This window comes from Chitinimonas violaceus, assembly GCF_052601015.1.
The window spans coordinates 11,872-36,852 of record NZ_JBQXDJ010000011.1 but is presented as its reverse complement, the minus strand read 5'-3'; the positions used below and the strand labels follow the sequence as shown (position 1 = coordinate 36,852).

The 24,981-nt window shown below is 53.2% G+C and carries 25 protein-coding genes; 7 read left to right on the top strand and 18 right to left on the bottom strand.

Annotated elements, in window-relative coordinates; translation table 11 throughout:
- The first annotated feature begins 8 nt into the window (after positions 1-8).
- The 3 genes from ACUHMQ_RS05790 to glmS all read left to right on the top strand — a co-directional run bounded on the left by ACUHMQ_RS05790 (position 9) and on the right by glmS (position 4,060).
- Positions 9-434 (top strand): F0F1 ATP synthase subunit epsilon, encoded by a 426-nt coding sequence (locus ACUHMQ_RS05790; RefSeq protein WP_445294503.1) that lies wholly within the window; start codon positions 9-11, stop codon positions 432-434.
- A gap of 191 nt (positions 435-625) precedes the next feature.
- Positions 626-1,999, top strand: coding sequence for a bifunctional UDP-N-acetylglucosamine diphosphorylase/glucosamine-1-phosphate N-acetyltransferase GlmU (glmU, locus tag ACUHMQ_RS05785; protein ID WP_445294502.1), 1,374 nt, complete (start codon positions 626-628; stop codon positions 1,997-1,999).
- Positions 2,000-2,233: 234 nt separating this feature from the next.
- Positions 2,234-4,060, top strand: a complete 1,827-nt coding sequence (glmS, locus tag ACUHMQ_RS05780; RefSeq protein ID WP_445294501.1) for a glutamine--fructose-6-phosphate transaminase (isomerizing) — start codon at positions 2,234-2,236, stop codon at positions 4,058-4,060.
- A 78-nt stretch (positions 4,061-4,138) separates the two neighbouring features.
- On the opposite strand, the gene ACUHMQ_RS05775 is transcribed toward glmS, so the two are convergent.
- Complete coding sequence (locus tag ACUHMQ_RS05775) at positions 4,139-5,128, bottom strand: MBL fold metallo-hydrolase (protein WP_445294500.1); 990 nt, start codon at positions 5,126-5,128, stop codon at positions 4,139-4,141.
- Positions 5,129-5,156: 28 nt separating this feature from the next.
- Between ACUHMQ_RS05775 and ACUHMQ_RS05770 the strand changes: the two genes are divergently transcribed.
- On the top strand, positions 5,157-6,182 hold the full coding sequence (locus tag ACUHMQ_RS05770) for a LysR family transcriptional regulator (protein WP_445294499.1): 1,026 nt from the start codon (positions 5,157-5,159) through the stop codon (positions 6,180-6,182).
- Between the two features lie 22 nt (positions 6,183-6,204).
- Here the strand turns inward: ACUHMQ_RS05770 and ACUHMQ_RS05765 are convergent, their stop codons facing one another.
- Positions 6,205-6,933, bottom strand: coding sequence for a GNAT family N-acetyltransferase (locus ACUHMQ_RS05765; RefSeq protein WP_445294498.1), 729 nt, complete (start codon positions 6,931-6,933; stop codon positions 6,205-6,207).
- 298 nt (positions 6,934-7,231) lie between these two features.
- On the opposite strand from ACUHMQ_RS05765, the gene ACUHMQ_RS05760 reads away from it, so the two are divergent.
- A complete protein-coding gene (locus tag ACUHMQ_RS05760; RefSeq protein WP_445294497.1) occupies positions 7,232-9,220 on the top strand; it encodes a diguanylate cyclase domain-containing protein in 1,989 nt (662 codons plus the stop codon).
- 262 nt (positions 9,221-9,482) lie between these two features.
- On the opposite strand, the gene ACUHMQ_RS05755 is transcribed toward ACUHMQ_RS05760, so the two are convergent.
- The 14 genes from ACUHMQ_RS05755 to ACUHMQ_RS05690 all read right to left on the bottom strand — a co-directional run bounded on the left by ACUHMQ_RS05755 (position 9,483) and on the right by ACUHMQ_RS05690 (position 19,542).
- Entirely contained in the window at positions 9,483-9,818 is a 336-nt protein-coding gene (locus ACUHMQ_RS05755) for a RebB family R body protein (protein ID WP_445294496.1), read from the bottom strand.
- A gap of 46 nt (positions 9,819-9,864) precedes the next feature.
- Positions 9,865-10,188 carry a RebB family R body protein gene (locus ACUHMQ_RS05750; RefSeq protein ID WP_445294495.1) on the bottom strand — a complete coding sequence of 108 codons (324 nt, stop codon included), beginning with the start codon at positions 10,186-10,188 and terminating at the stop codon, positions 9,865-9,867.
- Between the two features lie 29 nt (positions 10,189-10,217).
- Positions 10,218-10,541: a RebB family R body protein gene (locus tag ACUHMQ_RS05745; RefSeq protein ID WP_445294494.1), complete on the bottom strand. Its 324-nt coding sequence runs from the start codon at positions 10,539-10,541 to the stop codon at positions 10,218-10,220.
- A gap of 96 nt (positions 10,542-10,637) precedes the next feature.
- Complete coding sequence (locus tag ACUHMQ_RS05740; RefSeq protein WP_445294493.1) at positions 10,638-11,231, bottom strand: hypothetical protein; 594 nt, start codon at positions 11,229-11,231, stop codon at positions 10,638-10,640.
- Entirely contained in the window at positions 11,224-11,442 is a 219-nt protein-coding gene (locus ACUHMQ_RS05735; protein WP_445294492.1) for a hypothetical protein, read from the bottom strand. Before ACUHMQ_RS05735 ends, ACUHMQ_RS05740 begins: the two co-directional genes overlap by 8 nt.
- 460 nt (positions 11,443-11,902) lie before the next feature.
- Positions 11,903-12,337: a lysozyme gene (locus ACUHMQ_RS05730; RefSeq protein WP_445294491.1), complete on the bottom strand. Its 435-nt coding sequence runs from the start codon at positions 12,335-12,337 to the stop codon at positions 11,903-11,905.
- Positions 12,338-12,577: 240 nt separating this feature from the next.
- A complete protein-coding gene (locus ACUHMQ_RS05725) occupies positions 12,578-13,117 on the bottom strand; it encodes a hypothetical protein (protein ID WP_445294490.1) in 540 nt (179 codons plus the stop codon).
- Positions 13,118-13,134: 17 nt separating this feature from the next.
- Positions 13,135-14,202: an extracellular catalytic domain type 2 short-chain-length polyhydroxyalkanoate depolymerase gene (locus tag ACUHMQ_RS05720; RefSeq protein ID WP_445294489.1), complete on the bottom strand. Its 1,068-nt coding sequence runs from the start codon at positions 14,200-14,202 to the stop codon at positions 13,135-13,137.
- 31 nt (positions 14,203-14,233) lie between these two features.
- On the bottom strand, positions 14,234-14,584 hold the full coding sequence (locus ACUHMQ_RS05715; protein WP_445294488.1) for a hypothetical protein: 351 nt from the start codon (positions 14,582-14,584) through the stop codon (positions 14,234-14,236).
- A 292-nt stretch (positions 14,585-14,876) separates the two neighbouring features.
- Positions 14,877-16,322 (bottom strand): patatin-like phospholipase family protein, encoded by a 1,446-nt coding sequence (locus ACUHMQ_RS05710; RefSeq protein ID WP_445294487.1) that lies wholly within the window; start codon positions 16,320-16,322, stop codon positions 14,877-14,879.
- Between the two features lie 382 nt (positions 16,323-16,704).
- Positions 16,705-17,346: a hypothetical protein gene (locus ACUHMQ_RS05705; RefSeq protein ID WP_445294486.1), complete on the bottom strand. Its 642-nt coding sequence runs from the start codon at positions 17,344-17,346 to the stop codon at positions 16,705-16,707.
- A gap of 31 nt (positions 17,347-17,377) precedes the next feature.
- Positions 17,378-17,614 carry a RebB family R body protein gene (locus ACUHMQ_RS05700; protein WP_445294485.1) on the bottom strand — a complete coding sequence of 79 codons (237 nt, stop codon included), beginning with the start codon at positions 17,612-17,614 and terminating at the stop codon, positions 17,378-17,380.
- A gap of 105 nt (positions 17,615-17,719) precedes the next feature.
- A complete protein-coding gene (locus ACUHMQ_RS05695; RefSeq protein WP_445294484.1) occupies positions 17,720-18,271 on the bottom strand; it encodes an RNA polymerase sigma factor in 552 nt (183 codons plus the stop codon).
- Positions 18,272-18,801: 530 nt separating this feature from the next.
- Positions 18,802-19,542 carry a Crp/Fnr family transcriptional regulator gene (locus tag ACUHMQ_RS05690; protein ID WP_445294483.1) on the bottom strand — a complete coding sequence of 247 codons (741 nt, stop codon included), beginning with the start codon at positions 19,540-19,542 and terminating at the stop codon, positions 18,802-18,804.
- A 1,128-nt stretch (positions 19,543-20,670) separates the two neighbouring features.
- Between ACUHMQ_RS05690 and ACUHMQ_RS05685 the strand changes: the two genes are divergently transcribed.
- Positions 20,671-21,477: a hypothetical protein gene (locus ACUHMQ_RS05685; RefSeq protein WP_445294482.1), complete on the top strand. Its 807-nt coding sequence runs from the start codon at positions 20,671-20,673 to the stop codon at positions 21,475-21,477.
- Positions 21,478-21,724: 247 nt separating this feature from the next.
- On the opposite strand, the gene ACUHMQ_RS05680 is transcribed toward ACUHMQ_RS05685, so the two are convergent.
- Both ACUHMQ_RS05680 and ACUHMQ_RS05675 read right to left on the bottom strand, forming a co-directional pair.
- Positions 21,725-22,126, bottom strand: coding sequence for a hypothetical protein (locus tag ACUHMQ_RS05680; protein ID WP_445294481.1), 402 nt, complete (start codon positions 22,124-22,126; stop codon positions 21,725-21,727).
- Positions 22,127-22,291: 165 nt separating this feature from the next.
- Positions 22,292-22,750 carry a ferritin-like domain-containing protein gene (locus ACUHMQ_RS05675; RefSeq protein ID WP_445294480.1) on the bottom strand — a complete coding sequence of 153 codons (459 nt, stop codon included), beginning with the start codon at positions 22,748-22,750 and terminating at the stop codon, positions 22,292-22,294.
- A gap of 713 nt (positions 22,751-23,463) precedes the next feature.
- Here ACUHMQ_RS05675 and sstT point away from each other — a divergent pair.
- Complete coding sequence (sstT, locus tag ACUHMQ_RS05670) at positions 23,464-24,714, top strand: serine/threonine transporter SstT (protein WP_445294479.1); 1,251 nt, start codon at positions 23,464-23,466, stop codon at positions 24,712-24,714.
- Positions 24,715-24,981 lie beyond the last annotated feature (267 nt).

Genomic DNA, 24,981 nt, shown 5'->3' with positions numbered 1-24,981 from the left:
AGCGAGATATGGCCATGACCATGCATGTGGACGTAGTAAGCGCTGAAGAGCAAATCTACTCTGGTACTGCCGAGTTCTTGGTAGCACCGGGTGAGATGGGCGAAATCGGTGTGCTGCCGCGCCACGCCCCGTTGCTCACCCGTATCAAAGCGGGTGCGTTGCGGATCAAGGTCGCCAATAGCAACGACGAGGAAGTGCTGGTCTATGTATCCGGCGGTATCCTCGAAGTGCAACCGCATGTCGTGACGGTTCTGGCCGACACGGCTATTCGCGGTAGCGACCTTGATGAGGCGAAAGCGCTGGAGGCCAAGAAGCGGGCCGAAGAAGCATTGAGCAACCGTTCGGGTTCGATCGACTATGCCGCGGCTCAGGCCGAATTGGCGCAGGCGGCAGCCCAGTTGGCTGCGATCAAGAAGTTGCGTAACCGCGCTTGATCAAGCCCTTCGGGTGCTAAGTCAGAAAGGCAGCCTTCGGGTTGCCTTTTTGTTTTGATGGTGCGGTGGAATGTACTTGCTGTTTGGTTTCTTGTTGACGTGGTGGAGTTGCTAGGTACTGTCCCAGTTTCCCTTTTTAGCTCGCGCTACGATAATTCCCTCCTACCCTCATTTCTGTTTGTGGATTCGCCATGTCATTGAATGTCATCATCCTCGCTGCCGGCCAGGGCAAGCGTATGAATTCCAAGTTGCCGAAGGTATTGCAGCCTATTGCGGGCTTGCCAATGCTGGGGCATGTATTGGAAGCGGGGCGTGCGCTAGCGGCAGAGCGTCTGGTTGTGGTCTATGGACATGGTGGTGAACAGGTAAAGGCGGCTTTTGCGAACCAACCCGATGTGCGTTGGGCACATCAAGCGGAGCAACTCGGCACTGGGCATGCATTAGCCCAGGCCCTGTCAGCCTGTAGCGAGGGTGTGGCGCTGGTTTTGTATGGCGATTGTCCACTGATCACTGCGTCTACCTTGAAGATGCTCCTGGAGGCAGCAGGCGAAGACAAGCTTGCTGTGTTGACTGCGGTAATGGACAACCCAACAGGGTATGGTCGCATCGTGCGTGATCCAGCAGGCCGAATTGTTCGGATTGTTGAACAGAAAGACGCGAGCGATGCCGAGAAGTCGATACGCGAGATCAATACCGGGTTTATTGCTGTTCCCCTCAAGCATCTGCGTGACTGGTTGCCTCGTTTGAAGAATGCTAACGCGCAAGGTGAGTACTACCTCACCGATGTAATAGCGATGGCAGTGGATAACGGTGTGGCCGTTACCGGGGTTATCGCTTCTGATGCGTGGGAGCCTGCTGGCGTGAACGATAAGCGCCAGCTCGCCGAGTTGGAACGGGTCTATCAACGCCGGCAGGCTGATAAATTGTTGGCTGGAGGCGTGACGCTGCTCGACCCAAGCCGCTTTGATTTGCGCGGCACAGTAGAGCATGGGCAGGACGTGGAGATCGACGTCAACGTTATTCTGGAAGGCAAGATTAAACTGGGTAACGGCGTGAAGATTGGCCCGAACGTCTATTTGAAGAATGCCACTTTGGGCGATGGTGTCATTATTAAAGCCAATACCGTTATCGAAGACAGCGTGGTGGGGGCGGGGTCCGACCTCGGACCATTTGCTCGCTTACGGCCAGACTCGATATTGGGCGAGAAAGTACATATCGGTAACTTTGTCGAAGTCAAGAAGGCCAAATTAGGCAACGGTACAAAGGCCGGTCACTTGGCTTATCTTGGCGACGCGGTGATTGGCGAACGGGTCAATGTTTCTGCTGGTGTGATTACCTGTAATTACGATGGTGCAAACAAGTTCGTGACTACGATTGGTGACGATGCTTTTATTGGTACAGATAGCCAGCTGGTAGCACCGGTAACGATTGCTGATCGTGCCTACGTTGCTGCTGGGTCCACCATCACCAAGAATGCGCCTGCCGATGCGTTGACGATCTGCCGAGCACGCGATCAGAAGTCGATTCTTGGGTGGAAAAAGCCAGAGAAAGTCGCCAAAGGATAAGGTTTATATCTATAGATAGAGTGTTCTGTAACGGCCGCAGTTAGCGGCCGTTATTCTTTTCCGCTCTATGTTTTCTGGATAGATGGTTAGTTGAAAGAATAGCCTTTGGGCCCTGTCTGGGAGTAGTTGTATGCCAAATGTATAATAAGAAACAAATTGGCAATGACGAAAACATACTCACGGCATGTCAAAGTCTGCCTAGACTTGCAAAAAATACTTTTGGGAGGTAATCCAATGTGTGGAATTGTTGGCGCAATTGCGCAACGTAATGTTGTGGCTCACCTGATAGATGGGCTGAAGCGGCTTGAATACCGTGGTTACGATTCCTCGGGCGTGGCCGTTTTGGTTGATGGCGTATTACAGCGTGTGCGTCGTGTGGGCCGTGTCGCCGAGATGGAAAACGCAGCTCAGGCAGAAAGCCTGCATGGCAAGCTGGGTATCGGTCATACCCGTTGGGCTACCCATGGTGGTGTAACCGAACCTAATGCCCACCCGCATATTTCCAAGCAAGTTGCGGTGGTACATAACGGGATCATCGAAAACCATGATGAGCAGCGTCAGCGCCTAAAGGAACTGGGATACGTATTCGAATCGCAGACCGATACCGAAGTCATCGCCCATTTGGTTGAGCACTACTTGAAGGAAACTGGGGACTTGCTGGCTGCAGTGCAAAAGGCAGTGCGAGAATTGCACGGTGCTTATGCTATTGGCGTCATCGCCATCAAGCAGCCTGATCTTCTGGTTTGCGCCCGCATGGGTTGCCCGTTGCTGATCGGTCTGGGTGAAGGCGAAAACTTTATCGCATCGGATGTCTCGGCTGTGCTTGCCGCCACCCGTAAAGTGATCTTCCTGGAAGAAGGCGATGTCGCTGCGCTTACTACCGGCAACGTGCGTGTTTTCGACCAAGCCGGTCAGTCAGTAGAGCGCCCCGTGCGTCTATCCGAGGTCTCACTCGCTTCGTTGGAGCTGGGCCCATATCGCCACTTCATGCAAAAGGAAATCCACGAGCAGCCAAAAGCCTTGGCCGACACGATTGAACAGGTGTTGGAGCAAGGCTTCAGCCCAGCATTGTTTGGCGATAAAGGGGGCGACCTACTCAGCCAGGTGCAAGGCGTGCAAATCCTCGCCTGTGGTACCAGCTTCTATGCGGGTTCAGTGGCCAAGTACTGGATCGAGAGTATCGCCAAGCTGCCTTGTACTGTGGAAATCGCCAGTGAATATCGGTACCGCGAAGCGGTTGCCAACCCCAAGCACCTTATCGTTACCATCTCGCAGTCCGGTGAAACGCTGGACACGATGGAAGCGCTGAAATACGCCCAGTCACTTGGCCATAGCCTTAGCTTGTCTATCTGCAATGTGCAGGAGTCGGCTATTCCCCGTGCCAGCAAGTTGGTGTTCTATACCCGTGCTGGGGCTGAGATTGGCGTTGCCTCGACCAAGGCGTTCACCACCCAACTGGCTGCACTGTTTACCCTGGCCGCAACCTTGGGCAAGCTGAACAACCGTTTCGACAAGGACCAGGAACAAAGCTACCTGGATGCGTTGCGCCAGTTGCCCGGCAGCGTGCAGCATGCGTTGAACCTTGAACCGCAAATCAAACCCTGGGCAGACCGCTTTGCGCCTAAGCAGCACTCACTGTATCTGGGCCGTGGTGTTCATTACCCCATTGCTATGGAAGGCGCGCTCAAGCTCAAGGAGATCACCTACATCCATGCTGAAGCCTATGCCGCGGGCGAGCTTAAGCACGGTCCGCTAGCGCTCGTGGATGAAGCGATGCCCGTTGTGGTGATCGCCCCTAACGATGCACTGCTGGAAAAAGTGAAGTCGAACATGCAGGAAGTTCGTGCCCGTGGCGGCGAGCTTTTCGTCTTTGCCGATCTCGACAGTGGCTTTGGCGAATCGGAAGGCGTGCACGTTATCCGTACTCCACGTCATGTCGGCGTGCTCAGCCCAGTCGTACATGCCATCCCAGTTCAGCTGTTGGCCTACCACACCGCCCTGGCACGCGGTACCGATGTGGATAAGCCTCGCAACCTAGCCAAGTCGGTTACGGTTGAGTGACGTCAGGCGACTAAACGCGCGGCCTGAGTATAAACAGGGCGTGTCGACGGCGATGCCGTGGACGCGCCCTTGTTACTATCAACGTGGAATCGCGTAATTTGCGGGCACCCAGCTAAAGCCTGACGTTTCCTTGCGCAGATGACCTATACCGGGGAAAGCAATATGTGCGGCCGCGACCCAGTATTGCTTCGTAGCCGCGTCGGCAAATACGCGTTTGCGCTGCTTTGCTGCTGCCGGGCTGTCGATGTCGAATTGGATCGTCACCGCCGGTTTGGGGAGCTGTACATGCTGGGCGTGGACGGTATCACCCCAGAATTGCAGTTGCTGGCCTTTGCTTTCCACCACGTAGAAAGTATGACCCGGCGTATGGCCTGGTACGGCGACACTGCGTACGCCCGGGAACAGTTCGGTATCTCCGGCAAAGGTCTTCAAGCGACCGGCGGCGGCATAGGGCGACAGCGCTGTGGTTGCTTCGGGGAAGCTATGTTTATGGCGTTGCGCCGCTTCGGCTTTATTGGCGGGATTAAGCCAGAACTCGGCTTCGCGCTTATCGGTATAGATAGTGGCGTTAGGGAAGACCATCTTGCCGTCCACCGTCAGGCCGCCCGAATGGTCGCCATGGACATGGGTCAACAGCACGGCGTCGACGTCTTCGGCACGATAGCCCGCTGCTTGCAGGTTGACCAGCAACTGGCCGCCGCCTTTGCCACCAAACAGCCGGCCAGCACCGGTATCGACCAGTAGCAATTGCGACCCGGTGTTGATCAGGTAGGCGTTGATCGATGTTTCCACTTCGCTGCCCAGATTGGCGCGCGCCTGGAGGTTGCGGATCTGTGCCGGTGTGGTGTCGGTCAGCAGTTTTTCCAGTGGCAGCGTGATGGTCCCATCGGACAGGGCGGTAATCTCGAAATCGCCCAACATCATGCGGTAGTAGCCGGGTGCCTGGGTTTTGACCTGTGGGACGGCGGCGTGGCCGATTTGTGGTACGAGCGCCAGACTGATCACTGGCAATGCCGACAAGGCGGTGATAAGCGCGGAGCGGAGCAAGGTGGTGTTCAGCGCGGGCATGGATTCATCCTCTTGATTCGATTGTTGTGTGGGCCATCCGCTAGTGTTGGGCCTTGCGTTGGCGAGTGCGGCAATGATCCAATCAGCGCTTTCATTATTCAAATCGATTGAAGAGATGGTGACCATCAAGGAAATCGATTTCAGACGGGTCGATCTCAATCTGTTGGTGACCTTGCTGGTGTTGTTGCGCGAACGCAGCGTATCGCGGGCTGCCGAGAAGCTGTATCTGGGCCAACCAGCTGTCAGTGCCGCTTTGGCGCGTCTGCGCACTTTGTTTGACGATCCGCTGCTGGTGCGCACCGCCCAGGGTATGGTGCCGACGGTTAAGGCGCTGGAGCTTGAAGCCACGCTGAAGCCGGTCGTTGCCAGTATCCAGTCTGTGTTGTTTGAGCCGACCGTGTTCGACCCGACCAAGGCTGAACGGACTTTTGTGCTCGGTATGCCAGACTGGGTGGAAATCTGGCTGATGCCGCGGCTTTGCACACGGCTGCAGCAATTGGCGCCAGGACTGCGCATTGCCGTGAAGACTGCCGATCCATTTCAGGTCCAAGCGATGCTGGACCAGGACGAGATCGCGTTGGCGATTCTGCCTTCGTCTTCCACCTTTGATAGCGACACGCCGCTACGCTATGCCCAGCCGTTGCGAAAAATGGGTTTCGCGTGCACTTACGACCCACGACAGGTTGCCCTGGCATCACCGCTGACGCTCGAACAATTCCTCGCTTTTCCACATCTGCTGGTCACCTATCGTGCTGCCAGCGAAGGTGTGGTAGATCGTATCCTGTCTGAGCAAGGCTTGGCACGCCGTGTGGCCTATACCACACCGCATTTCGGGGTTTTGCCCAACCTGCTGCGCCAATTACCAGCCTTGGCCTGTGTGCCCGAAGTGCAGGCAGAGCATTGGCGGCAGTATTTCAGCCTCGCGACATCACCCATACCCCTGGCGCTGCCCAGCTTCACTGTTGGCTTGATTTGGCACGCCACCCGCGACCGTGATCCAGCTTTGTGTTGGTTGCGGTCGCAGATTGAAGCGGTAGCGGTGGAGGCAATCTGATAGAAACGGGGACTACCAATACTTATTCAGTGGAGTCGGGAGAGATCACTTCCCACTTCCCAAACTGGGCTAGCCCCGCTTTCTTGGCCAATGCAGTGGAGGCGTGATTATCAATTTGGCAACGGTATTGCGGCTCGTACCCCAAATTGCAGGCATAGCGGCTGATTGCACGCACCACGTTACTTGCGTAACTCCTGCCTCGGAACAGCGGTAGCGTAAGTACGCCAAGGTCTGCAATCTTTTGGCCCTCCCAGGGGTACATACTGGCGGCACAGACTAGGCGTTTGTTCTCAAAGGCACCGAAGACCGCCCAGTGGTCAAGTTCGACATATGCATCGTCCAAATCTTGCTCGGAAGCCGAGGATTGGAATTCAGCAAATACAGCCTCATCTGCTGCACTTAGTTGACGAATCGTGTGTAACGGCGCCTCCTCAAGCAAGATTTGCTTTGCCGCTTCTGAGAAGTAGAAAACGTAGTCCGCACCGTGCAGCTCCACGTACCCCTCACGCAGTTTCTGTCGTAGCGCTTGCTCAGATAGGTTTTGGTCCCGATTCAGCTTCAGCTTGTCTATGAGTGCTGGCGTCAGGACCGCGTTGATTTGACCGTCAGCGGTCTCTAACAACATCGCCCGCCTGTCCTCACTCAGCGCTGGATTTATGGCAACCGTTAAATTGTCTTTACGGCACAGGACCTCGCCATTCAGAAAGGAAGCCTGCCAAAAGTTATTAATCTCTGTGGAAAACAACGACATATATTTTTCTCTGTTTCCTTGAAGTCATTTGTTTCAGCAAATCTACCTCGCCCCTGAAGTGGGAATACAGCGCTATGCCAGCAGCTGGAACGTAGGAGGCTCTGAGGATACCCAATGGCACAGAGACTGAGATAGAAACATACAGATGAATTTCACCCTCTCGTGGGTCCGTAATTTCATTCGAAGGATGATTGGGGCATCAGGAAGCAGATAACAAGGGTATATTGAATCCATCCATTCGATGATATGGAGAGGATCGTCCGGGTTACAGGTACGCAACCCTGGTTGTGATGGCACGATGACTAATCCAAGTCCCTCACCCCCTTCTGACGCAGCAGCTTTGTCCAGCGATAAGCGATTTCGCATGCTGGCGGATCTTATGCCGCAGATTGTCTGGACTGCCGATGTCGATGGACACGTGAATTACGTGAATAAGCGCTGGGAAGCCTTCTCAGTAGCGGGAGCAAATGGCGAGGGTGCGAGCAAATTCGAGGACTCGCTTCATCCGGACGACAAAGCAGCTTGGCTGGCATGCTGGAAAACTGCATTGGCAGACAATACCGTGTTTGAGATGGAAGCCCGGCTACGCTGTGTCAGTGATGGTTCATGGCGGCGACATCTTCATCATGCGGTGCCTATACGGTCGCCTGGCGGACCGACACTCCAGTGGTTCGGGACCAGTGCAGATACTGAGGACGGCAGTTGTCCCCAGACTACGCAGATACTTTTGGAAGAGCGCGCAACGGGCGCATTGGCGCTGAGTAACCATCTGCTTGATGCAATGCGCGATCGCAGCGAAGCCATTGTGAAGCTGGAACGGCAGACGCTTCATCTGAATGAAGTCATTACCACCCAGTCGCATCTGGCCCAGGCAGAGCTGGAGCTTGAAGGCTTCATGGTCATCGTTGTGGAACGTATATTGATGCTTACCCCCGCAACGGGTGCGGTTGTGGAGCTGGCAGAGGGTGAGCAGATGGTCTACCGGGCAGCCAGCGGCAGTGTTCGGCCTTATATCGGGTTACGCATAAAGAAGGAGGGCAGTCTTTCAGGACGGTGTGTGATTACCGGCCAGATGCTTGATTGCCCGGATACCAGTACGGACCTGCGGGTTGATTATGCTGCATGCCAGAAGGTGGGGGCGGCAAGCATGGTCGTTACACCGCTGGTAGACCGCGGCCGAGTGGTTGGAGTGCTTAAGATTCTGAGCAACCAGGCCAATGCTTTTTCCCCGGCAGATTTGCAGACCTTGCAGCTGATGGCCGGTTTGATAGGTGCGGCAATCAGCCATCAGCAACAGTTCGAACTCAACCAGCAGTTATTGGCGGAACGTACCCAGGCGCTGACAACACTTGCCCAGGAGGTGGAGCGACGGCGTTTGTCGGAAGAAACCTTGCGCGCCAGTGAGGCGCGTACACGGTTGATTATCGAAAGCTCGGGCGAAGCCTTTGTCGCTATCAACAACGATGGCGTTGTGACCGATTGGAACCGACAAGCAGCGTTGGTATTTGGTTGGAGTTGCCAGGATATGCTGGGCCGTCGTCTGGAAGACATGCTGATTCCCAAGCACCAACGAGATGCGTTTATGCAGGCGTTGGAGCTGGCTTCAGGTAATCAGGCCACAGTACAGCGCTTGGAATTGATTGCCTGTACGGGCGACAGGGGTGAAATACCGATTGAGATGACCCTCTCGGGTGTCCGTACTGGTGAGTACTTCTTGTATAGCGCCTTCCTGCGCGATATCAGCGAGCGCCGTCGCCATGAAGCCATGTTGCTTCATCTGGCTGAGCATGATGTGTTGACTGGCCTTCCTAATCGGCGGGCATTTGAAACAAAGCTGCAGGTGCATTGCGCCGAAAATGTGAGTACCAAGCAGTCGGCACTCTTGTTTCTCGACCTCGATGGTTTCAAGGCGGTAAATGACCGATATGGCCATGAAGCAGGAGACTTATTACTCAAGGAAGTCGCAAGCCGGCTTAGTGCTTGTGTGCGGGACAGCGACACCCTGGCTCGCCTGGGCGGCGACGAATTCGTCATTCTGCTGTCGGGTCTGGTGGATGGTGACCACGATGCACAGCGAATTGCACAAGCCATTGTGAAGCGACTGGGTGAGCCCGTCGATTTGGGGGGGTCCATTGTCAACATCGGTACCAGTATTGGTATCGCAATGCGTGAAGGCAGTGCCAAGACAGATGGCGCCACCTTACTGCAACGGGCTGATGCGGCTATGTACGACGCCAAATGCGCCGGTAAGAACCGGTTCCATGTCTGGGTGCAGCACGATAATTGATCAGGCAACTTCTGCCTGGATCAAAGCATTGCAAGATTTGCAGTATGTTTCTCACCTACCAGTGCAATCCGTTGGAAAACCGCTTTTACCCTCTGTTGCAGCCATCTCATCCCAGTTGGTTAAGTTGATCTCGACCGGTACCGCAAGGGGAGATGTCGATGCTTTTCAGCTTATGGGTACTGGCATCTGTGGAAAAAAAGAGCCCCGGAAAACCGGGGCAGGAGATCGTGATAAAAGAGAAATTTACAAAGCTTGGGTCAAATTACAAACCAGTTCGATTACCAAATGATTGCAGTACCGTTAGCAGGCTGGTCAGGTTGTCGGCAATACCGCCTTGCGCCACTTTTTCGGTGGCGGCGGCACCCGCCATTGTGTTCATGCTGTAGATCTGCATGACACCTTGGTTGGATGCGGCTTGTGCCAGCGTGTTTTGTTGTTGCTGTGCGGATACTGCGTTTTCAAACAGAATGCCGGTGGAATGGGCCATGGTCTGGTAGATGGACCCCATGGCCATGGCGGGTGCTTCGCCCAGTACCTTGACGTTGGACTGGGTGACGGCATCGGTGATCTGGTTATTTACGGAAGTCGGGAAAGCCATTGGTTTTCTCCTGTTTCAATCAGTAAGGTTGTGTGCCGGCTTCTACTTACTTCTGGAAGCTCTTGAGTACCGTCATCATGCTGGTCAGATTGTCAGCAACACCCCCTTGCGACACTTTCTCGGTGGCGGCGGCATCGGCCATGGTGTCCACGCTGTAGATCTGCATGACGCCCATATTGGAACCGGCCTGAGATAAGGTGTTTTGCTGCTGCTGTGCCGATATGCTGTTCTCAAACAGAATCCCGGTGGAGTGGGCCATGGTCTGGAACAGTGCGCCCATGGCCATGCCTGGCGCTTCCGCCAACACTTTGACATTGGCCTGGGTTACGGCATCTGTGATCTGATTATTGACTGCGGTAGGGAATGCCATTGTCTGGCTCCTTTTCTAGTCTTCGTGCTTTAACGGCGGAAAGACTGCAACACGGTCAGCAGACTGGTCAGATTGTCTGCGATGCCTGCTTGCGAGACTTTTTCGGTACCCGCAGCGCCAGCCATCGTATCTACACTGTAGATCTGCATCACACCCATGTTGGAAGCGGCTTGTGTAAGTGTGTTTTGCTGTTGCTGTGCCGATACCGCATTCTCAAACAGGATGCCGGTGGAGTGGGCCATGGTCTGGAACATGGAACCCATTGCCATTGCAGGCGCTTCACCGAGAACCTTTACATTGCTCTGAGTAACGGCATCGGTGATCTGGTCATTGACTGAAGTTGGGAAAGCCATTTGATAACTCCTGTTTGCAGGTTGAAAAGTAAGGCACGCTGTCGGGAATTTCGCCTGGGTGATGTCTGTTGAGTCAGCGCCCGACTTGTTTTCGTGCTACTGCATGGACGCTGTGCTTGGTGGGGTGTGAACGGCTGGTGGCTCCGTTGTTTGTGCAGTAGCGGGTGGGCTGTCCGTCTTTTCCTGCTGGCTCTGCAGTTGGGTGATCACTGCCTGTAATTGCTGGGTAAGTGGACCAAAGTACTGGTTGAAACAGTTCTGTACCTCTTTCTTGGCCAGGTTCGCCAAGTGTTCGGCAATCTGCGTCAGCGCCAGTTGGCTGGCAGATTGCAGTCCAGCCATGGCTGGCTTCAGGTTGGAAGGCCGTAACTCTGCCAGGCTCTGGCTACCCTCCAGCAGCTTGAGAATCGCCTGCTCTTCTGATGCCTGCACTTGTAAGGCTTTGCTCGAACTGGCCTGGATCGATTCCAAAATGTCGCGCATATTGGAACTCGCCTGTGTCTGCCCCTGCGCAATGGTCTGCTGTACCTGTTGCTGGGCCAACAGGTTCTGGTTGGGTGTGGCAGGCGGTTGGTTCTGTATGCGTTGTTGCAGGCTCAATAACTGTTGTTCTTCTTCCGGGCTCAACGATCGGGACAGATACTCTTCCGCAATCTGGCGCAGGTCCGGGTTCAAGGCATCCTCAGCCATGGCCGGCCCCTTCCGGTGGTGTGCTGGTTGTCTGGCCCGATACCAGCGGCGTTAAGACATTACGTATCGTCAGCAGCGCTTGGATTGTGCTGAGAAATTTATTGTCGTCGTGGTCAGATGCGGCCTGCGTCAAGGCATCTCCCCAGTTGTGCAAGCCATTGCTCAGCAGGTTGGAGACAGTATCGTGCAGGTTGTTCAGCTCATCGTTCATGGTGGGTGCCCTCCAGGCTAGGCGGCGTATTGCCGCGCGTTAATGGCCTTACCGGGCAACCGGCAAGGCTGCTGTATGAACGTTGTGGGGGTTTTCGTGTGACGCTGGTCTGAGAACCAATCCAAAGTCTGCTGTGCGTCGGCAATACGGCGTTAAAAACATCCTCGGCGTACTCATTTACCACTTGTAAACTCCGTCACCTCGGGCGTTTTTGCCTTGCCTTGCCTTGCCTTGCGCTAGCTCGCAAGACTTGGAGCCGGCTCTGACGCTGTTCTTGAACGACATCTCACTTTGCGAGTAACCACGTATGCAATTTCTCAGAACCTGTTCGCGATCTGTCGCGAGCAGCTGTCAGCAGGGTGCAGAGCAGCACAGAAACCGGAATGTACTTTTGTACATGAGGATTTCGAGCAGCACATAAGCCCTGATCACTGCTGCGCAGTAGGATCGAACCAGGTTCTCAGACGGGTTGCAGGAACAACGCCTGCTCTGCCTGCCGCCGGGCAAGCAATCCAGGCAGTACCTGGTTTCCTGCGCGGTCCCAGCGTGGGAATTGCTGTGCTGCGCCGGCGTAGTTTCCTTGATTCAGCAGACGCAACAATGTGGAACTGCCTAGGTTGTTAAGACCCACGTTGTAGCTGAAGCTGACAAGGGCTGAGAACTGGTTGCTGTTCAGTGGGACGGTAACCAGCTTGCTGACGCCATTTTCAAAGTATTGCAGGTCCTTTTGCAGCAGCTGTGTGGCTTGTGCCGAGGTAATCGTCAGGCCGGCATGTACGTCGCTGCCGGTATGGCCGTAGCCGATAGTCCATACCCCGACTACGTCCTGGTAAGCCTTCAGACGTAGCCCCTCGTATTGCTTGATCAAATTGATGCCCTTGGCGTTGGTTTGCATATCGGCTCCTTTTTGGCGAACGGGATACCACCTGAAGGCAAACTGAGCGGTTGCCTCAGGGACGCAAATTAGAGGGGTATGTGAAGCGGTAGTGCCAGTGGGGCAGTTGTTTACCAGCTGATGCTGTGTGGAGAATGCTTGGGGGAACAGCTTATTTGGTTGATCAACAGACGAAGCGAAGGTATCGGTACAGAACAAAGAGTGACCCCCATTGCAGGGATCACTCTCTAGGGACTGGCTCTAATGAACCGCCTGGGAAGGGCCAGGGGCCTCAGCAAATTGCAAGTACTGCTGTAGCCCAGCCATATAGGCAGGTGGTGCAGAGCTGATGAGCTGCTGTAGCGCCTCGTAATGTGCTTTCCATTGTTGGGTAGCAGACTCTTGCAAGGCGATAAACGCCAGCATGCCATCCCCGCTGCTGCGTACATCCAGGCAATTATTCAGGAAGCTGTACAGCTGTTGTTGCATCAGCATAGGTATTTGCATCTGCCAGTTCAGTAGCTCATGACGTAGCTGATGGTCGGTATCGCTGTATTGCTGGCAATAGTTGATCAATGCCGGCATATCGCCATTTGAACAGAACGCTGACCATGCGGACTGCTGTTGCGTCTGCTGCCAGTCGCTTACACGCTGTCCGCTGTCCATACAAGCTTTGAGCCCTTGTTTTAAGTCCGTTGCCGTTGGTTGACAGAGCGCTGCCAGGCCGGCGTATAAGCTTTGCGATGCTTGCAGCGAGTTTTCAAGGCTGCGTAGCCACGTTGTTATTGGATACTCGGTCATGTCTGTTTACCTTATTCTTAGGGACGGGGGCTGCTCAGGCGTTGCAACATGGCCCAGATCGCAGCCATCTGTGGTGCTTTCTTCATGTAGAAGTCAGGGTGAACCGCGTCCTGGCTGCTATAGCCCCAAAAGTCCCAACAACCTTTTGGATTGCGCACAGGGTTGGTTCGTATCTGAGGATAGAGCACCACGATGCGGTTGCTGTCTGCCAGTTCGTTATAGCCTGTCGTACGGTAGAAGCGGTCGCCGATACGCGCATCCTCCTGTGTGCAACCGTGAAACACTACGTGCACTCGGCAGCTATCCGTACGGCAGGCTGCAGGTACGTAAGCATGGCCCACAGGGGCGAGACCGGTGTTATTACCTTCGAAGAACTCTGACTGATTGAAGTCGATAATCTGCCCGCTGAGTTGGGTAACGGGTGGAGCCAGCTCTCCATAGAGGTGCCGCAGAATATCCTGCGATTGGAAGAAATCGCAGTCATTGATATTGGGTGCAGCGTTGGCGGAACAACGCAGGTCACCACGGTTATTGGTAATCAGCGCATGGCCTGCGTTGACATTGTCGACGTACTTAAGCTGTGAAGGCGCTACACCAGCAGCAACATAGAAGGCTTTGGTCTGGGCTACAACCTTGGGTTTGACAATGCTGTCAGACGCACCGGTAAAAATATAGATGCGCTGCCGCTCGATGTTACTGGTCGCATCAATTTCATTGGCCTGGGCAAACTGCTGGGCCTGCCGGAAAGCCTGTTCACCCGATGGTGCTGGTCCCAACGGCGTCATGCATTGGGTTGTTGCAGTCATCAGAAAGCGGTTCGGTCCATTGTAGGAACCTGATCCTGCGCAGTAATACGGGCCGCCAGCTACGATGCCCGCACCCACAATGCCCGATGAATAGGCAACGCTGAACTGCGTAGCCATAAAAGCTCCAGACGAAAGCCCGGACACTGTGTTCTGTGCCGGGTCGGTACCGAGCGCTGGTAATGCCGGTGCATCGTTGGCAGCATGAAGTGGGGCGAAGGGGAGTAGCAGTAATAACGGCAGGCAATGCAGCTTGCGGCGTAAAGTGGAAAAGAGAGTCATGAAATACCTCCTGTGTAGTGGTTGATTTAACTCAGTCTTGCATGCTGGCTTTTTGTAATTCATTGATGCCGGACCAGGCCATGAACACCAGGCCCACTTCTGTATCGCCGAAGGAATAAGGGATGCCGGCCAGCACCCCTAAAGACAGCCCCTTGGCCAAGGCTACTCCGCGGCTTTCATTTTCTATCCAGTACTGCGTTAGGGTAGTGCTGAATGTGGTGATTACCAGTAGTAAAAGGCCGGTCATGAGCAGAAATCGTCCCTGTTCGACCAGGGGTAAATGCCTGGCCATGTCCAACAGCAGCAGGTCCCATAGTTTGTCGGTAGTCAGCGTCACGATGGCTGACAGCAGATGTATTGGGCTCCTGCTCAGCTTCGGCATACCTAGATAGCCTGTTGACTGCTGTGGATCGGGTGTCTTTTTACGTTCTGGAACAGCTATTTGTTGTGCTGAAGTTATTCCGGAGGAGGAGCTGGTTTCCCGGTCTGTGGGCAAGATCATCACTTGCCACCTTGCTGCTAGGCTGGTGAATCACTTGGCTTCTATTGAATAGGGACGTTTTGGCGGCGGGTTTGTGACAACGATGTATGTGGATGCCCGGCGTGGCAGGCTATTGCAATAAGAACAACCCGATTCCAAGAGAATCGGGTTGCGAGGTTGTATCGTGAAGTCGTTAGAAGTTGAATGCAGGTATCTGAATCATGTCCGACCAATGCTGGTCCGGCGAGATTTGCTCTTCCAGCCTCACCAGGGCTTTTTGTGTTTTACGGGCATATTTATCGATGGCGGCATTCACTTCGGTAGCGTAGCGGCCGTTAGGAATCTCGGTGGTCAGCGAGATTGGCGCGTCAGGTTCCATGGTGATGTAGAAGATCTGGTAGTTGCCGCCGGGCTTCATCTTGAAGTTGAACAATTTCCCGACATTGTCATCGGTACTGGCGATGATGTTTTTGCAAATTTCCTTCTTCGCCTTGGCAAAGAAAGAATCCTGACTTGGGTTGATGATGACTTTGTGCAAGGTCGGCAACATCAACTTCTGTGCAAACCGTATCACCATATCGGGTGTCAAGGCGCTGGCTTCATCGTTACTGTTCAGCCCCAAGGCAAGTATCTGGTATTCACCCTGACTGTCGCTGATAAGGCTGTCGAGGAAGATAGGCAGCTCAACCGGCATATTGCTCATGCAGCCACCATCGGTATAGAAAAAGTCCCGTATCGAAGGGGAGCTGCCAAGCGGGCTGGGCGCGAAGAGCAGAGGAAAAGCGCCGCTGGCTTGTGCTGCTGCCATCAGGCATGTACCGCGGTTCTTGATAAAAGCCTTGTAGATGGGGTTGCTCTCGCTTGGTGGGATATTGCTGCGTAATTTGGAAGATACGTAATTCAGTGAGCCGAATTCGGCAGACAGCGCCTCTGTGCGCGAGTTGTCCTGGTAAAGCCGTGTTGCCGTAACAGCTAAATGTTTCCAACCGGCTTTGATTTTCAGCCTCTCCAGTAGCAAGACGATACGTTGATGGGTGCTGACCAGATAAGCGCCAAAGTCTTCTATCTGCTGCAGGCCACTAGCCAGGGCCTGCCGTAATTCAGCAATGCCGGCACGGTCGCTTTCCACATCGATATCGTATTTCCAGAAGTATCTTTCGTAGTCGCTGCTGTCGTCGCCAAATTGCAGCAGGTCGAATCTGTCGCCTGCAATGCTGATATAGCCATAGCCTTCGTCGTCCAATTCCGTTTCGGTGATTTTTCTGAGGATGTGCAGTAAGGCCACCTTGGTCCAGAGCTGTAATACCGATGGAATTGCCGAACCATCCAGGCGGGGAGGAGGAGGGTCGAATACCGTGGTGGCCCGATCCAGTACGATGCGGGCCTGTCCTTTATTTGCCAGTTTTTTAGTGGCAAATGGGAGGGCTTCGGAAATGGTGGGGGCAATTTTCTCGATTGCATAAGGCGTACCACCCAAAGCAAGGATATAACTGGTTAGCGCACCAGCACTGGAGCCCGCAACGTTCTTGATTTTCTGCAGATTGATCAAGCCTTCCTCGTGCAATCTTCGCAGGGTTTGTGGGTAGACAATGCCCTTGGCGCCGCCACCGCCCAATACAAGCGTATTGATTTTCAGCATGATGGTTTCCTGTTTGAATTTCGGTTAATAGGGACCAGACGCGACGTGCAATAAACCCTGTCCACGGCATATCGTGAGTAGTGTTAGAAATAAGAGTGTTTGCCTTTAGCTGGCGGGATACGTACTACCAAGTGCTGTGGTTGGTATTAATCGATGCGATATAAGAAATATTGGCTTAATAAGAAACGATCTAGATTTCGGACGGGAAATTAATTAACCGGCTTAAATCGTTGATATCGATATTGGCTTTAGGCTTATATGTGTTATGCCCAGCTATAACTTCGATTAAGACATTAAATGCAACTTGTTTGGTATCATTTTCTTTCTCCAATAGCAGTAGCTTTATTTAATTGGCAGTTGCATTTATTGGCGGCACCACCTGTTAAGGGGTGCCACTTTTTTTATCTAGCAGCGCCTGGTATTTCTCGATGCTCTGGTCGATCTTATCCAGTGCGAAGTGGGCGGATTCGGCTTCTATTGCACCTGCGGCGGCAGCCACGGCGGCGGCAGTACCCATCAATAAGTCGGTAATCAGCACGCCCAGCGCATCTTCGGCTGCGCCCTTGAGGTCTTCTTTGGCGAACTTTGCCGTCATGTCCTTCAGCAGCACGCTTTTGCTGGCCAGCGCCAATTTGCTGGCGCCGTCGAAATAGTTGGCTGCCGATTGCGCCACGAGCCCGCCTGCCTGGGTGATCATCATATTGGGGGCGATGGCCACCTGGTTCGAGGCGTATGCAGCGGTTTCGCTATTGCTGAACTGCACGGCCTGTACGATCTGGCTATTGAGTGCGTCGGTAGCCGGGGTGGGTGTTGGGGTCGTCATTTTCTCCGTCATGTCGCGTAACGGGCTGGCCGACGGAGGTGTCTGGGAAGGCGGGCTGGGTGTTGCAGCCTTCTGTGAGGTTGCCGCTGGGCTCGCAGGTTTCGCGGGGGCCCCTGCATTGGCTTGCGCACCATTAGAAGATGTTGGGGTGGCAGCAGTTGTAGGGGGAGCCTTACGGCTGAACAGGTCTTTGATACTCATGATTTACTCTCCATGGCCGGCAAATGTGAAATCAGCCTTTTTCGCCTATCGACAGAATCATGGACACCGCCTTGGAGACGACCGCGTTCGATATCTGGTTGAGTGCCTGCTGGCTATGTACTGCGTTTTGCAGCGATAAGCCCGCGGAATGACTGGCCAGTTGATAGAGCGAAGCGATGGCTTGGGCGGGGGCTTCGGCCACTACCTTGACGTTGGTTTGGGTGACAGCATCGGTTATCTGGCCGTTGACGGCGGTGTTGTCTGCCATGATGTTTCCTGAAGTGAGCTATGGGTTGATAAAGAAGCCAGCGCAAAAGCACGCTGCTGTGCCTATCGATACGGACGAGACAGCAGCGGCTTTGTGAACATCAGCTCATGCCAATTGGCGACGTAGCTGCTTGCGCAGGAGCTCGACCCGTTTGCGTGCCAGTGCTTCGTTGATGCCTAGTTTGGTAGCGATTTGGGGGTAGGGCAGGTCCTGTTCGAACTTGAGTGCGAACAGGGTTTGCTGGTCAGGGTTTAGTGATGCCACGGCTTGGCTCATGCAGGACAACTGCTGTTTCAGGACCAATTCCTGCTCGGGAGAAGGGCCATTGCCCGCTTGTTCTGCGATGTAGTCCTCATCACACTCGCAGTTATGGTCGAATACCTTGTTTTCTCGCCCTTGGCGGCGGATATGGTCGAGGAACGCATGGTTCAAGGCCAGAAACATGAAGCCGGCGAGGTTGCGTATGTGGTCCCCCGAGTGGGACATATGCAGGTGAACCTTGAGGGCGGTATCGGACAGCAATTCGTCCGCCCGGTGGGTGTCCCCTTTGCAAAGCTGGCGAGCCCGACGCTGCAGTTTGGCGTATATCTCGCGCCAGACTTGGCCCAGTGAGTTATCGGAATCTGATGAGGCTGAAACTTTGGCATAGTTGTGCATCACATCATCCTTTTGACAGAGTGAAGTCGCAGGATGCGGGGGGGCCTATCCCCTCGCTGTTACGTGCGTAACAGGTGAGCGCTGATTTTTTACGTTGATACTGTGGACTTCACACGTGGTTTTCTGGTGTGCGAAATGTCGTTGGAAAGGAGCTGTGCACTTCACGCCTAATGCTCGAAACCAGGGTAGCCACGGCAAAAACGTGTTTTGGTATCAGCGTGGAGAGGCTGCAGGTTTAGAACTTGTTGAAAGGGGACTTTGAGGGAATAAGAACCTGTTAACGATCTACCGTGAGTAATCGTCACCAAGGTGAAGCACCACACCCGGAATGTACTTTGGTACATGAGGATTTCGAGCAGCACATAAGCCCTGATCACAGCTGCGCAGTAAGATCGTGAACAGGTTCTTAGGGTAAATGAAGCCTTTGTCCAGCACAGGAACCCTGATCATGGCTACGCAGTAAGCGAGTAAACAGGTTCTGAGTACGGGAGACAGATACCCTCTTTTTGCTGCAATCGGGAATGTAAAACCTACTTGGCGTTATTTTCCTGCAGAGCAATACGTCGCAGACGTTGCAGGTCGTTCACCTTGAGTGCGTGACGTTGTTGTTGGATCAGGCCGGCACGTTGCCAGAGCTGTAGTTGGGTATTCAGCCGGGGCCGACTGATATTGAGCATCGCAGCGAGAATGCTCTGGCTGATAGGCATGGGTAAAACTATCCCATCTGGTTCTTGCTTTCCGTGGTGTTCAATTTCTACCAGCAGATGCCGAGCCAGTCGGGTTTCTAATGGGTACAGGCATACGGTTTCAACAAAGTCGCTGATGTGCTTGAGCCTTGTGCAAAGCTGTTGCTGAACACGAGTGATGAAGGCGGGGTCAGCTTGTAAAGCGGCAAAATGTGGCCGGTGTAGCAGCAGCAGCCTGCAATTTTGGCTGAGCGTGGCGTTGTAACTACGCCGATGAGGTTGTATCAGCGCGGCTTCACCCAAAACCTCTCCGTGGGAGCTGTGATCGATTATCACCTCTCTGCCATCGGGCTCATGCAGGCTGTGGTAAACACTGCCATGTAAAACAAATGCAATAAAATTTTCCGGTTCCCCTTTAAAAAACAGTAGCTTGCCATTTCGACTTTCCCATGGGACGGCATGCTGTTTTATATGCGCCAATAATTCCGGAGAAAGACCTTGTAAGAGTGGAATGCTGTCTAAGAAGTGGAAAGAAGTGCGTGTCGTGTTCGAGCAGTCCCTGATGCTATTTAGACTTTGATTCATCGGAGGCTCGCCTATTGTCGTTATTAGAGACATCTCCTAAGAGCCTGTTCGAGGTCTGCTACAGGTTGGCACGCGTAAGGCTCGTGCATCTACCCTCCCTGGGAAATGCCGATTTCTCAGGCGTTGTCGCTTTTCCCGCACTGGCGTACAGGGCCTTGAACAGGTTCTGAATAATGGCTAATAGGACTAGGCAACCTATTGATACATAATCACTTAATGCATGTATTTATTTCATACATGAAATGATTATCATCTATGCCGTATTTTATTAGCCATTTCATGTAAAAGACGGTGAGTGCTTATTTTTGTGAAATAAATATTCTTGACATTTTTTCTGTATACCGGTCTTGTTTGTAAGGTGTTTAGAAATAAGGAAAATTGGATATTTACTGAAATCTTATTTTTTCCTTATATTAATTGGATTTGATTTATTCGCTTATATGCAGTTTGCTCTTTGATGTATGTAAACTCGCTGGGGTTACAGCTAAGAACCTGTTCAAAAAGTCAGTTGCTAATTAGCAATACGGCGTTCCAATCCCCCTCGGCATGTTCATTTACTCTTCGTAAACATGCAATTGGATGGGTGGGATCAATATCTAAGCTCTGTTACTGCAATATTGGAAGAGCAAACCACGGCGCAGTATCTGGCTTTTGGGTAAACGTGGCGGCTTTGCTATTGTCAGCACCGTACTCGTATCAAAATAGTCAATCCCTGCATCACATACCATGCGGCGCAAATGGTTAATTTTGCGCAAAAGACCGTCTGATTGGGCATGCGGCTTGCCAGATATGGGTTTCAGAACCTATTCAAAGTCAGCTGTTTGTTGGTGAAGACGCATCAGAGTTGTCTCAAGAATGCGTATTTACCCATTTGTGAATACCGCATCCACCATGTGTTTGTCCTGGCTCTCCTGACTTTGAACAGGTTCTAAGAACCTATTCACGATCCTATTGCGTAACTGTGATCAGGGCGTATGTGCTGCTCGAAGTCCTCATGTACAAAAGTACATTCCGGTTTCTGCGCTGCTCTACGTCCTGCTGACAGCTGCCCATGACGGATCTTGAACAGGTTCTAAGAGTACGAAGTAGATCGTCCTTAGACCCTGACAAATCATGGAGGCAGTCGCTATGAAACTCTCCCCGCGTTCTATCTCACCTGTACTGGCGGCGTTGTTCTATACCGCCTTGGCCCAGGCAACGCCTTCAAATGCATTGGATCATCTGAATATTTCAGTCGGAGCATTTCACCCAACAGATGCCGATGTCAGCCTTGATGTGACCAGCCATGCCCAGACGCTGAGCACGGGAAAACTCGACCTTGGAAAACAAAAGAGCTTGCCGCGTGCACATGTCGACTTGCTGTTGGGGGATAGCCAAGGACTGGCTTTTGACTATTACCGACTAAAGCGCACCACACAGTTGAATGAGTCCCAGACTTTCCGATTGGGTGGCCAGACCTATGACATGAATGTCAGCCTGCACCCCGAATTCAAACTGGATATTGCTAATGCGGCGTATCGCTGGTGGTTGGGTAATGGCGATACGGTAGGAGGTTTGGGTTTAGGGGTGGCGTACTACAACCTGCGCGTCAATGTGGATGCCAGTGCTTCAGCCAATGGGCAAACTGTGTCGGGTAACGAATCCTACAAGGATGATGCCTATGCGCCATTGGTTGCTTTGGGTGTGCGCCATGCGTTCTCAAAGGATTTCCGCGTCTATGCCGATGGGACTGGGATATACAAGCGCGGTGGTAAAGCGCGCGGACATATCTACAACGCAGCACTAGGTATGGAGTGGTATCCCATGAAGCGTGTGGGGGTGGGCGCAGAGTATGGCTTCACCAAGGTGAAGGTACAGCGTGATACGCAGAATTACCGGGCAGACCTGAATGTTCATTTGGAAGGACCTTCGGCGTTTCTGCGTATGCGTTTCTAAGAGCCTGTTTACAGTCTTTTAATTAGAAGCAAGAGCGGGTGATAACCCGCTTTTCTTTTGAAGCGCACTTTTCGCCATAGTGGACACAGCTTTTAGGCTGTATGTGCCTTGCTCCAGTACTAATTAGAGGACCATAAACAGGTTCTGGTGTTTATGCATTTCCTACACGCCCTCATGAAAAAATGCCACGGACTTCCGTGGCATTTTTGGGGATAGCGTGCCAGCCCAGGCACTGGTTGCGGCAACATTACTGGTTGTATTGAACTTTGGCTTTAGAGACGCAGGCGTCTTTGGCATCGCCCGATAGTGCATCACATTTTTCCTTTGCAACCTTATAGTGGGCTATCCGAACGTCCTCGCTGGCTTCTGCTCTAGCCTTTGTGGTCTTGTTGGCAGCTTTGGCTTGTGCGATGGCCGATTTGTATTCAGCCTTGGCTTTCTTCACGCAAATATCTTTGTCATTACCGCTTAGCGTCTTGCATTGCTGTTTGGCTGCATCGTATTGGGATTCGGCAGCTTCCTTGTTTTGTTTGTAATTGGCCTCGGCGGCGCTCTTATTGCTGTCGGCAATATCGTCTGCAGATACAGGGGCCATTAACACAAGCCCAATTGCACTGGCCAACAATGGAATCCAATTTAGTTGCTTCATCGTGTTACTCCTTCTGCTTATCTTATGGGAATGATGGGAGGTGAAGAGGCAGGAGTCCTGCCCCTTCAGGGTCACTGACTGCTTACTACCTCTGCCTTGGGGGAGGCAAGGCGGAGCGGGTGAGGTGGCGTCGCAGTCAGAACCCAGTGAACGTGTGGCAATGAATCAGGCGCTGGCCTGCATCCGGTAGCGATTACGCAGGGCTTTGATTTCATCGTGGTTGCGTACAACGCCGCGATTCTGGCGGTCGACCACCAGACGAACTGCCTCAGGCAAGGGTTCGTTCAAGGCTTTGCGATATTGTGCTTTCGCCACGTCTTCGCCCTTTTCGCACTCTTCCAGAATGGCCAAGTCTTCGTTGGCACTCACAGCGCTGCGGATGCTGACCCAGCCCCGGTGCATCGCACCAGATACGGTACCGCCGGAGTCTGGCTTGCCGCCGTGTGCCACAACCAGGTCGGTTAGTTCACGGACAGCCTGTTGGCATTCGGCAGCCCGCATACGGAACATATTCTTAAGTTCGCTGGCGGATGCATATTGTGCGCATTGGTCAAACCCATAGACACCGTCGTTGCTGGCTTCGATCAGATTGTTGAGGGTATCGACAATTTCTTTGTTGTTCATGGTCAATCCTTTCCTTAGCAAGATCAGTGATAGGTCGTAACACACGACCTTGATCCTCTGTCAGCAAGCGGCGTGCCCACGTTTTTCTAAGTCTGTGGTGGAGAGGGATAAACGACCATAAAGTGTGCTGCTCGGGTGAAGCTGAGAGAAAGCGCTGGCGAAGCCTGGAGTGCTTGTATCCGCTTGATTTGCAGCCAATCTGCCGACCTGGGGATAACCGTAGAGCAGCGATGGTGATGGCCCTAATATCGGTTTTGCTAATAGACGCGCATGCTGCGCGGCCACGAAGTGATAGTAGTTCCGTTGTGCGGGCTATCAATATTTCGGAGCTGTTTGCGATTTGTCGCGGGTAGCAGTGAGCAAGGTTCTACCTGGTGTAGGAACTAGGGAATGTACTTTGTACACGGTGTTGTGAATTTCTTGGCCTGATGTACTCAAGTTATCCGATGTTGCTTGTGAGGATTCTTGGCGGAACACGCGCCCTGCTCGTGAATCAGGTTCTTAGAACTTATGCAAAGTCCCGTGAGCGATAGCAAGACAAGGCGGAAGCGCCCAAGGAAGCGGACGTTTACGAGTGGTAAATGAGCATTCCGAGGGTGTTTTCAACGCCGTATTGCTGATGCGCAGCAGACTTTGAGCAGGTTTTATTTGTTTTCCCCCGCCTGTGTGAACAGGTAGCACCCGGCAAGTCTGCACCACCAAAAGGAGACATTATGAATAAAGCGCAAAATCCGCTACTTCGATTATTGAATCGTTTAAGTTTGGTCAGCCAGATTATGGTTGGCCTGATCGCCGGGATAGTGCTCGCGCTGTCTTTTCCTGCGGCTGCCAAGTCAGCAGGTTTGCTGGGTGTGTTTTTTGTAGGCGCATTGAAGGCGGTTGCGCCAGCCTTAGTGTTCGTATTGGTTGCTGCTTCGATTGCCAACCATAAGCCGAGCCAGAAATCCAATATGCGCCCGATTCTGGTTCTGTATCTGTTCGGCACCTTTGCGGCTGCGGTTGTCGCGGTGGTGGCGAGTTTTCTTTTCCCTTCTACGCTTATTCTGGCTCAGAACAGTACTGACCTGACTCCCCCCGCAGGCATTGTGGAAGTGCTGCGTAGCCTGTTGCTGAGTGTGGTCGATAACCCGGTGAAGGCGCTGATCAATGCCAACTTTATTGGCATCCTTGCATGGGCGGTGGCGCTGGGTGTGGCATTGCGAGGTGCTGCAGAGACAACCAAGGTCATGGTGAGCGATCTCTCCAACGGGGTATCAGCCATCGTCGGTATCGTGATTCGCTTTGCGCCGCTTGGGATCTTTGGCCTGGTTGCATCCACCATTGCCGAGACAGGTCTTGGCGCTTTGCTGACTTATGCACATCTGCTGCTGGTTCTAGTTGGTTGCATGCTGTTCGTGGCGTTGGTGATGAATCCGGCGATCGTGTATTGGAAGATTCGCCGCAATCCATTCCCACTGGTGTTTGCCTGCTTGCGTGAAAGCGGCGTAACCGCCTTTTTCACCCGCAGCTCGGCGGCCAATATTCCCGTCAATATGGCGCTATGCAAAAAGCTGGGCTTGCCGGAGGACACTTATACGGTTTCCATCCCCTTGGGTGCCACCATCAATATGGCGGGTGCGGCAGTCACAATTTCTGTGCTGACGCTGGCTGCGGTACATACCTTGGGTATTCAGGTCGACCTGCCAACGGCATTGCTCTTGAGTGTGGTATCGGCCATCTGTGCGTGTGGCGCTTCGGGTGTGGCGGGTGGTTCGCTGCTGTTGATCCCGATGGCGTGTAGCCTGTTTGGTATTTCCAATGACCTGGCCATGCAAGTGGTGGCGGTTGGTTTCATCATCGGTGTACTGCAGGATTCGGTTGAAACCGCGCTGAATTCATCCACCGATGTATTGTTTACTGCTGCGGCTTGTCAGAAGGTAGAAGAAGTAGGGGCAACGCCAGTTTCTGTTCCAGCCAATTCGTAAGCCCGATCTATCAGTGTTTCTGAGCATGCTCTGCATGCAGCTTACAGTTGCTCGTGAGGTCCATATACCTGACGTTTCATAGAATTAGGTAGACCAGAGTAAAAAGCCGCAAGCATTAGCTTGCGGCTTTTTGTTTTTCTAACTCTCGAGCTTAGCTGATGAATGCCCATGGTGGATTCGTCGGCCTTTCTTTGGGGAACCATGCATGGCTCCCCAGTTGCTCAAAATGCCACGGCCGGTGCGCTCTGGTGGTTCTTGCTTGGCTTT